The sequence below is a fragment of the Streptomyces sp. NPDC053431 genome, assembly GCF_044544925.1.
Lineage (GTDB): Bacteria > Actinomycetota > Actinomycetes > Streptomycetales > Streptomycetaceae > Streptomyces.
Window position 1 is genome coordinate 110,629 of record NZ_JBITXX010000011.1, and the last position, 10,132, is coordinate 120,760.

The window sequence follows — 10,132 nt, forward strand, 5'->3', positions numbered from 1 at the left end:
GTGGGCCGGGGGAGCGGGCCTCCGGGTCAGGCCTTGGCCGCGCCGCCCCCGGCGCGCAGGGTGAGCGCGGCGGCCGCGGCGATCAGCGGGAAGACCGCGACGACGGCGAGCACGGTGGTCAGGTCCAGCGACTTGACGAGCGCGCCGGCGGTGGCGCTGCCGACGCCGCCGCCCACGAAGAAGGTCAGGTTGAGCAGGCCCATCGCGCCGCCGCGCAGGGCGGGTTCGACGTGCGCCGACATGAGGGCGGTGGTGATGACCTGGGTGACGGCGAATCCCGCGAAGCCGAGCGAGGCGCCGACGAGCAGCGGCGTCGGGTTGGTCGTGGCGGCCGTCAGGACGAGCACCACGGCCATCGCGAGGGCGATCAGGCTGAGCATCACGGCCCCGGCCCGGCCGCCGGCGAACTTGCCGGCGAAGCGGGACAGGACCGCGCCGACCGCCGCGCCGGGCAGCAGCCACGTGCCGACCGCGAGGACGCTCCAGCCGTGCCCGCCGACCAGGATCTGCGGCACCAGGTACATGGCGGCGAACAGGCCCGCGTAGGCGCCGACACCGGTGATCGAGGCGCGCAGGAACACGCCGTCCGCGACCAGCCGGCGCGGCACGAACGAGCCCTCGGTGGTCCGCACCCGCTGCACCAGGCCGGCCAGGGACACCAGGAGCGCGGCGGCGAGGGCGATCACGATCGAGGTGGACAGGCCGAGCGAGTACGACTGGATGAGCAGCAGGAAGGACATGGCGGCGACGGTCAGGAGCACCGCGCCGGGCAGGTCGAGCCGGCGTCCGCTGCCGGCCCGGGCGGAGGCGGCGCGCAGGCACAGCGGCACCGCGAGCAGCGACAGGGCGGGCAGGACGAGGGCGATCCGCCAGGTCACCCACTGGGTGAACACACCGCCGGCGAGGGTGGCGCTGGCGGAGAAGACGGCCATCGTGGCGCCGAATCCGCCCAGCACCTTGGGCCGGTCGGCCGGGGGCGCGCCCGCCGACAGCGCGAGCGCGCCGGAGGTCATGGCGCCGGAGCCGGCGGCGAGCACGAAGCGGCCGCCGACGAGGACGCCGATGCTCGGGGCCAGCAGGCAGATCACGGTGCCGACGGCGAGCACGACGGAGCCGACGAGCAGCGAGGTGCGCACGCCCTTCGAGTCGGCGAGCCGGCCGAAGAGGGCGGTGCCGACGCCGAGCGCGAGCGCGTGCGCGGTGAGCACCCAGGCGGCGGTGGCCGGGGTGGCGTGCAGGGCCTTGGCGACGTCGGGCAGGGCGACTCCGGCGGCGGTGACGCCGAAGACGGCGGGCCCGAACAGGGCGCCGTAGCGGAGCCCGGCGGACCGGGCGCTGAGGACGGCCGCGGGCTGCCCGGAAGTGGTGGGCACGGCCTGGTCGGTGGTCATGGGTCTCCTCCTACGGAGACGAGCGGGGTCGTGGGTCGGTGGACACGGGACGGGGGAGGTGGCCGGGTCGGGCCCGTTCGGGGGTACGGGCCCGGCCCGGCCCGCGGAGCGGCTCAGGAGGCGTCGGGGAGCAGCGCGTGCCCGAGCCGGAAGGTGTTGTGCGGGTCGTAGTGCTTCTTGACCTGGAGCAGCCGGGCGAAGGTCGCCCGGTCGAAGCAGTCCGGGGCGGAGCCGGCGGTGTCGGCTCCGGCGAGGAAGTTGAGGTAGCGCCGCCCGGTGGACCAGCCGGCGAGCGGCCGCAGCACCACGTCGGGCGAGCCCGGCAGGGAGAGCGTGGACAGGGTGTACGCCCCGTCGCGGCCGACCGCGTTGGCCACGGCCGGCGGGCGGGACAGCGCCCCGCCCAGGTGCCGGAGCTCCACCATCGGGTCGGTGCAGCCGCTGTCCGGGCCGGCCGCGGCGAGCAGGGCGGCCAGCGCGTCCTCGTCGAACTCCCGCAGCACGATGTTGCGTTCGTGGTACGGCAGCGGCTCGGTCGGGTCCTGGTGGATCTCTGCGACGTCCCGGTACGGCATCTCGGTGACGGTGTCCGCGAGCAGGGTGCCGGCCGCGCGCAGCGGGCGGAGCAGTTCCTCGCCGTCCTCCTGGGTGCCGGTGAACGCGATCCGGACGTGGACGGCGAGTTCGCCGGCCGGGTGGTCGGGCACCTGGTGCAGGCCGGGCAGCCGGAGCAGGGCCACGGAGGAGGTCAGGGTCTCGGGCACGGTCCCCGTCCAGGTGCGCCAGGCGTCGAGCACGGCCGCGGCCTGGGTGCCGGGGAAGTAGAGGCCGCCGCCGTACAGCCGGGCGACGGGGACGAGGCGGAACTCCAGGGCGGTGACGATGCCGAAGTTGCCCTTGCCGCCGCGCAGCGCCCAGAACAGGTCGCCGTCGGCGTCGGGGGTGACCGTGCGGTGCCGGCCGTCGGCGGTGACGAGGTGCACCCGGGTGACGTGGTCGGCCGCGTAGCCGTACAGCCGGCCGAGCGGGCCGAGGCCGCCGCCCAGGGTGTAGCCGACGACGCCGACCAGGTGCGAGGAGCCGTTGAGCGGTGCGAGGCCGTGGTACGCGGCGGTCGCGATGACCTGGTGCCACTGCGCCCCGGCCTCGACGCGGGCGATCCGGGCGACCGGGTCGACGGCGACGGCGTTCATCCGGTGGGTGGTGACCAGAAGCGCGTCCTCGGCCGGGGCGGCGATGCCGTGGCCGGTGGCCTGCACGCCGACGGGCAGCCCGAGTTCGGTGGCGAGGCGGACCGCGGCCACGACGTCCTCGGCGGCGACCGCGCCCACCACGACGGCCGGCCGGTGCCGGCCGATCCGGTTGAAGCCGTCGAGCTCGGCCTCGTACCCCGGGTCGTCCGGGAGGAAGACCTCGCCCTTCACCTCGGAGACGAGCCGGTCCACGGCGCTGTCCGGGATGACGGAGTACTGAGGCTGGCGAGCCATGGACGGCCCCTCTCTCTGCGTACGGCCCTTGAGTGCCGTGCCTGGATGCGCCCCCGAGTCTTTCCGTGACGCGCGGGGCGCCCCATCCCCTGCGGAGGAGGGACTTCGCTCCGGCCGCCCCCCTCAGCTGAGGGGGGAAGCCGGTCAGCGGCGGATGCGGCCGGCGGCGGCCGGCTGCCCGAAGAGGAGGGCCTCGTCGGGGCAGGGATGCTGGGCCGGGCCGTCGAGCAGCCCGCCCCGGTCGCCGGTCGTCTTGTCGGTGGCGCCGAGGATCAGGCTCTCGATCGCCTGGAGCCGTTCGCCGGGGACGATGCCGAGCTCGTCGCGGAAGCGGCGGTGGGTGTCGCGGAACAGGGCGAGGGCGTCCGCGGTCCGCCCGGAGCGGTAGAGGGCGATCATCAGCTGGGCGATGAGGGTCTCGCGGAACGGGTGTTCGGAGACGTGGTGGGTGAGTTCGCCGAGGACCCGGCGGTGGTAGCCGAGCCGGAGCTCCAGCTCGTAGCAGTCCTCCAGGGCGGAGTGGTAGTCCTCGTGGTACTTGAGGGCCACCGTGTCCAGGAGCGGGCTGCCGAGCCCTTCGCCGAGAGGCCCCCGCCACAGGGCGAGGGCCTCTCGGTAGAGCAACGCCAGTTCGAGGTCGGGGCGGTCGGCCGCCTCGCCTCTGGCCCGGGATATCAGCTGCCCGAAGCGGTGCAGGTCGATGCCGGACTCCGGAGTCCGCAGCCGGTAGCCGGTCTTGTGGGTCTCGATGGTCGCGGCGACGTCGCCGGAGGCGAACTGCCGGCGCAGCGAGGAGACGCAGATGCGGATCTGGCTCCGGGCGGTCGCGGGCGGTGCGTCGCCCCAGATGGCGCGGATGAGGCGGTCGACGCCGACCACCCGGTTGCCCTCCAGTAACAACATCGTCAGCAATATGCGCTGACGGTTTCCGCTGAGCTTCACCTCGCCGTGCGTACCGTGCACGACAAGGGCTCCCAGGGCGAGAAAAGTCGCCGGTTCTCTGGTCATGGATCTTCCCCCAAGATCGGATTGCCAGTGGAATTGGTCGTTGGTCGGACGGCCGCTCACCAGCTGGGCAGCAACTTTATTCCCCAGCCTTCCGGCGCAGCCAGTCTGTGGCTGATTTCTCTACCCAGAGATGTCAATTCGTCGAGAACCCGAGCGCGGTCGAGCCGTCCGGCGTCGAGGGCGCGCAGGCCGGAACGATTGGCGAGCTCGATCACCCGGATCTTGGCCGGTTCGTCGTCGGCGGCCACGAATATGTCGACGGGATGTCCGTCGATCAGACCGCGGTAGATCGACTCCGCGTCACCGGCGGCGCAGGCCCGCACCCAGGAGGCGCCGGGCACCGCCGCCATCAGGTCGCACATCTCGGTGCCGTACGGCTCGGGGCCGTACGTGCCGGTCCCCCGGGCGTCCTCCCCGTACGCGTCCGTCCGGGGAGCCGTCACCTCCACGAGCACTTTGCCCGCGAGCAGCCGGCGGTGGCAGCGCAGGAACTCCAGGGACTCGGCCCGGTCCACGGCCAGGATCACCAGACCGGGCCGCAGGGCGGCCGCGACGGTGGCGGCCTCGACCACCCCCGTGCTTCCGGCCGTCGCCTCGCGGGCCACCCGGCGCGCCCGGCCGACGCTGCGGTCGGCGAGCCGCACGTCCGCCCCGGCCTGCGCGGCCCGGCGGGCCATGGCCCTGCCCATGGCGCCGGCGCCGATGATGCCCACTTTCATACGCGTACCCACCGCCTGCCCGGAAGTCGCTGTCCGAAAGAGCTTCGGAGTCCCCCGGAGCCCTGTCGGAATGCGTGCCGGGGAATTTTGTCGCAAGGTCTCCTCCGTTTCATCCCCCCTTTCGAGGGGGTTGCGCGGGGAGCCGTTCATCCTTCAAATGGGCGGTCCGGCTTCCGGTAATCCCACGTCGGCGCCACGAGGTTTTCCACCCCCCTCAAGTGAGGGGTTGGCGCTCCGCCCCGGTCCTGTCAGGATCAAGGGATGACCAGTGCCGGCCGCGTATCGCGTGCTTCCCGAATCGACATCGGTCGCGCCGAGCTGCTCGCGCGGGCCGCGAAGAGCGACGACGCCCTCGGCATGTTCGCCGAGGCGTCCCACCACGTCCGCCGCCTCGTCCCGTACGACGCCGCCGTCTGGCGCGTCACGGACCCGGAGACCGGCATGATGGCCGCGCCCATCCGCGCCGAGAACCTCGACGAACACGGCTGCGCCGTCTACTGGGAGACCGAGCTCTTCACCGAGAACGTGAACCTGTTCCGCGACCTCGCCCAGGCCAAGGTGCCGGTGGCGGGCCTGCGCGAGGCCACCGGCGACCTGCCGGCCCGCAGCAGCCTCTACCACTCCTTCATGAAACCCCGGGGCCTGCAGGACGAGTTACGGGCCGTGCTGCGCGTCGGAGGGCGCCCGCACGGCCACATCAGCCTCTTCCGGGCCCACGGGCGGCCCGCGTTCGGCCCCGCGGAGACCCGGCTCGTCGAGAGCCTGGTCACCCCGCTCGCCCGGCGGCTGCGCTCCTTCGCCGGCACGGCCCCGCAGCCGCTGCCGGACTCCCCGCACGGCCCGGGCCTGCTCCTCTTCGACGCCTCCGGCGCACTCCTCTCGGCCAACGACGACGCCCGCGCCCACCTCGCGGACCTCCCCGAGGGACCGTCCGTCGCCGCCGCTGGACTCCGCGTGCCCGCCTGGGTCCAGGCCACCGCGCTCAAGGCCCGTGCCATCTCCCAGGACCGCGACCGCGGCCACGCCCGGGTCCGGGTGCGCACCCGCGCCGGCCACTGGCTGGTGTGCCACGCCTCCTGCCTGCGCGAGGCGGACGGGCGGCTGGGCCCCTCGGCCGTGGTGATCGAGCCGGCCAAGACCTCCGAGATCGTGCCGCTCATCGTGGACGCCTTCGAACTGACCGAGCGGGAGACCGAGGTGACCCAGTGCATCGCGCGCGGGCTGCCCACCGGGAAGATCGCCGAGCAGCTCCACCTCTCCCCGCACACCGTCCGCGACTACATCAAGGGCGTCTTCGAGAAGGTCGGCGTCTCCAGCCGGGGCGAGCTCGTGGGCAAGCTCTTCACCGAGTACTACGCGCCCTTCGCCGAAAAGGGCATCGTCCGCGTCCACGGCGAATGAGCCCCGTGCGCCGGGGAGTCGCTCCTCGTTTCCCCTCGGTTTCCCAGAAAGGGCTGTGTCCTGGGTCACGTTCCAGTTGAATGAGGCTGGTTGAACGAGGCCCGGGGGGTGCCCGCATGAGTGGCTCTGCGAGTGACACGGCCGACACGGCGAGGGTTCCCGGTGTGCCGGGGGCCGACCTCCTCGCCGCCCTGCTGGACGGGATGGACGCGGCGCTGTGCGCGCTCGACGCGTCCGGCACCGTCACCCACTGGAACCGCGAGGCCGAACGGATCCTCGGCTGGACCGCCCGCGAGGCCGTCGGCCGGCGCGGCTTCGACGGCTGGGCGGCGCGCAGCGCCGACGCCGAGGAGACGCTGGCCCGGCTGCTGCGCGCGATGAGCGCGCCGGGCCGCCAGGTGCACGAGTTCGCGCTGCTCCGCAAGGACGGCGGCCGGGTCCTGGTGCGCACCCAGACGGCCGGCGTGCGCGGCGCCGACGGGCGGCCGGCCGGCGTCTACTGCGCGTTCAGCGAGGTCCACACCCAGATCGACCTGGAACGCTCCCTCGCCCTGAGCGAGGCCCTGTTCACGGACGCCGCCTGGGGCGTCGTCCTCGTCGACGTCGACCTGCGCCCCGCCGTCGTCAACGGCCACGCGGCCCGCGCCCTCGGCACCGCCCGCGGCTCGCTCCTGGGCCGCCCGCTCGGCGAACTCATCACCCAGGGCGTCGAGGAACTGGAGAGCGCCCTCCAGCACGTCCTCGCCGCCGGCTCACCGCCCGAACCGGCCGACGTCTGGGTGACCCTGCGCGGCGCCCGCGGCGAACGCCGCCGCTGCTGGCGCTGCGGCTTCGTCCGGCTCGCGTCCCCGCTCGCCGAGGCGCCCGAGCCCGTGCCGCTGGGCGTCGGCTGGCTGTTCCAGGACGTCACCGAGGCCCGGCTGGCCGAACAGGACGCCGACCGGCTGCGGTTCCGCTGGAGCCAGCTGCACCGGGCGAGCGCCGCCGCGGCCGAGTGCGAGGACCCGGTGCGGGCCGCCGCCGTCCTCCTGGACTTCGCCCTGGCCGGCTTCGCCGACCACGTCCTCGTCGACCGCGCCACCCCCGAGGGCCGCCTGGTCCGCACCCTCGCGAGCCCGGCCGGCGCCCCCGGCCCGGTCGCCCCCGTCGCCAGCGGCGGCATCCCGCTGCGCTACCCCACGACCCACCCCGCCCTCCAGGCCCTCGGCCGCCAGGGCCCCACCCGCGCCAGTGCCACGCCAGGCAGCCCCCGCTGGTCCACCGACCGCCTCTGGCCCCCCGACACGGCCCACGCCCTCTGCCTCCCCCTCCGCGCCCGCGCCCGCACCCTCGGCATCGCCACCTTCCTCCGCACCCCGTCCCGCCCGGCCTTCGAACGCGAGGACGCGGTGTACGCGGAGACGGTGGCGGCACGGGTGGCGGGGGCGCTGGACGTGGGGGAGGCGCTGGGCGTGGCGGAAGGCTGATCCGCCGCGAGCGGTGTCGGTCGCCTGTGCGATCATGCGGCGGAATCCGCGACGACGACGATCGCGACGACACCGCTCCTGGGGGGACCGGGAAATGCACCAACCTCCGGTTACGGCACCGAGAACCGCGCCGTACACCGCTCTGCTCGCCACACTCACGCTCGTGCTGTCCCTGCTGCTCCCGATCCTGCCGTTCGGGCCGGCGGGCGTGGCGCGGGCGGCGGACGCCCCGGACTTCACGGACTGCGTCACCGTGCCCGTGAACGACTACGGCTCCGCGCCGACGGACGCGACGTCCGCGGGGAACTGCAAGGCGTTCACCGCGCCCACCACGGGCCCGTACGACGTGTTCGGCGTCGCGCAGGAGTCGAGCTCGCGGACCCGCCTCGCCGTGTACGACGCGACGGGCGCGGCCGTGTGCGACGGCGAGGGCGAATGCCGGCTGACGGCCGACAGCGTCTACCGCGTGATCACCGCCGACCCGACCCTGATCCTCGACCGGTCCTCGCAGCAGGGCTGTGTCCCGGCGGCACCCGGCGCCCTCACGGGCGCGATCGAGGCGGCCGGCGCCGTCGACTGCCTGACGCTCTCGCTCCCCGAGGGGGCGCACATGGAGGCCCTCACGCCACGTGGGTCCACGGCCTCGGTGGAGGTCGTCGACGGAACGGGCACGAGGATCTGCGTGGCGGGCGCTCTGGCCGCCCGTACCTGCGAGCTGACCGGTCCCGCCCCGCATCGGGCGCTGGTCTCCACCGGCTCCACCTACGCCCCGGTCGGCGCGTACCGGCTGGCCCTCTACCGCACGGACGTGCCCAACGACTGCCCGGTGGTCCCGGCCGGTGACTTCACGACGTCGAGCCCCAGGGCTTCGGTCCCGGCCGGGGCGGACGTCTTCGCGTACTGCTTCACGATTCCCGCCGACGACCGCCCGCGGCTCGAGTTCGTGCAGACCGAGGCGCTCGACGGCGAGTGGGTCCAGTCGGGCCCGAACCAGGGCTACCCCAGCCGGTACTCCTGGGCCGAGCACTCGGTCCTGGACGCGGGGGGTGTGCGGGTCTGCGGCTCGTCCTGCGCGCTCGCACCGGGCCAGGCCTACACCGTGCTCGTCCGCACCGAGCCGCGGGACGGGTTCTCGGTCGTGCGCCGCGACCTGACCGGTACGGCCCCGGGCTGCACGGCGCAGCCCGCGACCGCGGTGGGGGGTCCCGCGAAGGGCGGGCCCCTGGGCATCTCGGGCACGGTCAGCTGCCACCTGGTGACCACCGGGGACGCCGGCGACGTGCTGTTCCTCAACCTCCGGGGCGACAGCACGGCGTCGGCCGCCGCGATCGACGAGGCCGGCCGTGCGACCGCGTGCGCGGCGGGCTGCAACGTCACCGGTTCCACGCGCTACGCGGTCGTCGTCACCGCCCCGGTCTACCGACCGCAACCGCAGGCCCCCTACCGGCTCGACGCGATGCGTGTCGCCACCGCGGCGGGCCCGGCTCCCGAGTGCGCGAAGGTGCTGAGCCTCCGTGACGGCTACGGGCCGGTCACCGGGACCCTGGACGAGGAGCACACGGCCGTCTGCGCCGCGCTGGCCACCGCGTCCGACGACGACCTGTGGGTCTGGGTCCGGGACCCGGCGGGGACGGCGACCACCGCTGTTCCCTCGCTGTGGGACGCCGGTCTGCGCAACACGTGCCGCACCGATCCGCGAGGCGGCTACCGCTGCGTCCTCGGAGAGCGGTCCGCGACGCCGGTGCCGGCCCCGACCGTCCTGGTGCTCGGGCTGCCCGAGCAGGCGTCCCAGGCCTCCTACCGGGCCGAGGTCGACTGCAACACGGAGACCAGGACCCTCTGCGGCGGGGTGCCGGTGTCCGTCTCGTCCGTCTCCCCGTCGTCCGCCCCGCGCGGCTCGGTCGCGACGCTCACCGTGCACGGCACCTCGCTGAGCATGAAGGACACGGTCAAGCTCACCAAGGACGGGGCGACGCTGTCGACCACGCGGGTCGCGGTCTCGCCCGACGCCCGGACCCTAACGGTGACGGTGGCGCTGGGCGCCGCCACCACCCTCGGTGACTGGAAGGTGCGCTACTACGCGCTGGGTCAGGAGTACCCGGCCGGTACGTTCACCGTCACGCCGGCGGCCTCCGGCCTCGGCACCCTGCGGCCGATGGCCCCGGCCCGGCTGATGAACACGATGGCCGGTCTGGGTGCGCCGAAGGCGAAGGTCGGTCCGGGGCAGACGGTCACTCTCCAGGTGACGGGTACGGCCGGCATTCCGGCGGCGGGGGTGTCGGCGGTCGTGATGAACGTGACGGCGGTGGCGCCGACGGCGGCCGGATTCGTGTCGGTCTTCCCGGCGGGGACGGCCCGTCCGGCGACGTCGAATCTCAACTTCACCGCGGGGCGGACGATCCCGAACCTGGTCGTGGTGCCGGTGTCGGCGGACGGGAAGGTGAGCTTCTACAACCACAGCGGCTCGGTGGACCTGCTCGCGGACGTGTCCGGCTACTACGTGACGGACGGCTCCGGAGCGACGTACCGGCCCCTGGGGCCGGTGCGGGTGATGAACACGATGTCCGGTCTGGGTGCGCCGAAGGCGAAGGTCGGTCCGGGGCAGACGGTCACTCTCCAGGTGACGGGTACGGCCGGCATTCCGGCGGCGGGGGTGTCGG

General features: G+C 74.2%; 7 protein-coding genes. 3 read left to right on the forward strand and 4 right to left on the reverse strand.

The features are described from left to right. Nucleotides 1-26: 26 nt before the first annotated feature. From ACIGXE_RS24365 to ACIGXE_RS24380, 4 genes are all read right to left on the reverse strand, one after another. Nucleotides 27-1,391: an MFS transporter gene (locus ACIGXE_RS24365; protein ID WP_399750763.1), complete on the reverse strand. Its 1,365-nt coding sequence runs from the start codon at nucleotides 1,389-1,391 to the stop codon at nucleotides 27-29. A gap of 113 nt (nucleotides 1,392-1,504) precedes the next feature. Further along, complete coding sequence (locus tag ACIGXE_RS24370) at nucleotides 1,505-2,878, reverse strand: FAD-binding oxidoreductase (RefSeq protein ID WP_399750764.1); 1,374 nt, start codon at nucleotides 2,876-2,878, stop codon at nucleotides 1,505-1,507. 144 nt (nucleotides 2,879-3,022) lie between these two features. Continuing rightward, nucleotides 3,023-3,781: a BTAD domain-containing putative transcriptional regulator gene (locus ACIGXE_RS24375; protein WP_399750766.1), complete on the reverse strand. Its 759-nt coding sequence runs from the start codon at nucleotides 3,779-3,781 to the stop codon at nucleotides 3,023-3,025. A gap of 161 nt (nucleotides 3,782-3,942) precedes the next feature. Further along, on the reverse strand, nucleotides 3,943-4,605 hold the full coding sequence (locus tag ACIGXE_RS24380) for an NAD(P)-binding domain-containing protein (protein ID WP_399750769.1): 663 nt from the start codon (nucleotides 4,603-4,605) through the stop codon (nucleotides 3,943-3,945). Between the two features lie 261 nt (nucleotides 4,606-4,866). On the opposite strand from ACIGXE_RS24380, the gene ACIGXE_RS24385 reads away from it, so the two are divergent. The 3 genes from ACIGXE_RS24385 to ACIGXE_RS24395 all read left to right on the forward strand — a co-directional run. Further along, nucleotides 4,867-6,006, forward strand: a complete 1,140-nt coding sequence (locus ACIGXE_RS24385) for a LuxR C-terminal-related transcriptional regulator (RefSeq protein ID WP_399750771.1) — start codon at nucleotides 4,867-4,869, stop codon at nucleotides 6,004-6,006. Between the two features lie 116 nt (nucleotides 6,007-6,122). After that, a complete protein-coding gene (locus tag ACIGXE_RS24390; RefSeq protein ID WP_399750773.1) occupies nucleotides 6,123-7,472 on the forward strand; it encodes a PAS domain-containing protein in 1,350 nt (449 codons plus the stop codon). Nucleotides 7,473-7,635: 163 nt separating this feature from the next. Beyond that, the coding region (locus ACIGXE_RS24395) for a hypothetical protein (protein ID WP_399750775.1) at nucleotides 7,636-10,132 on the forward strand (2,497 nt) is incomplete at its 3' end.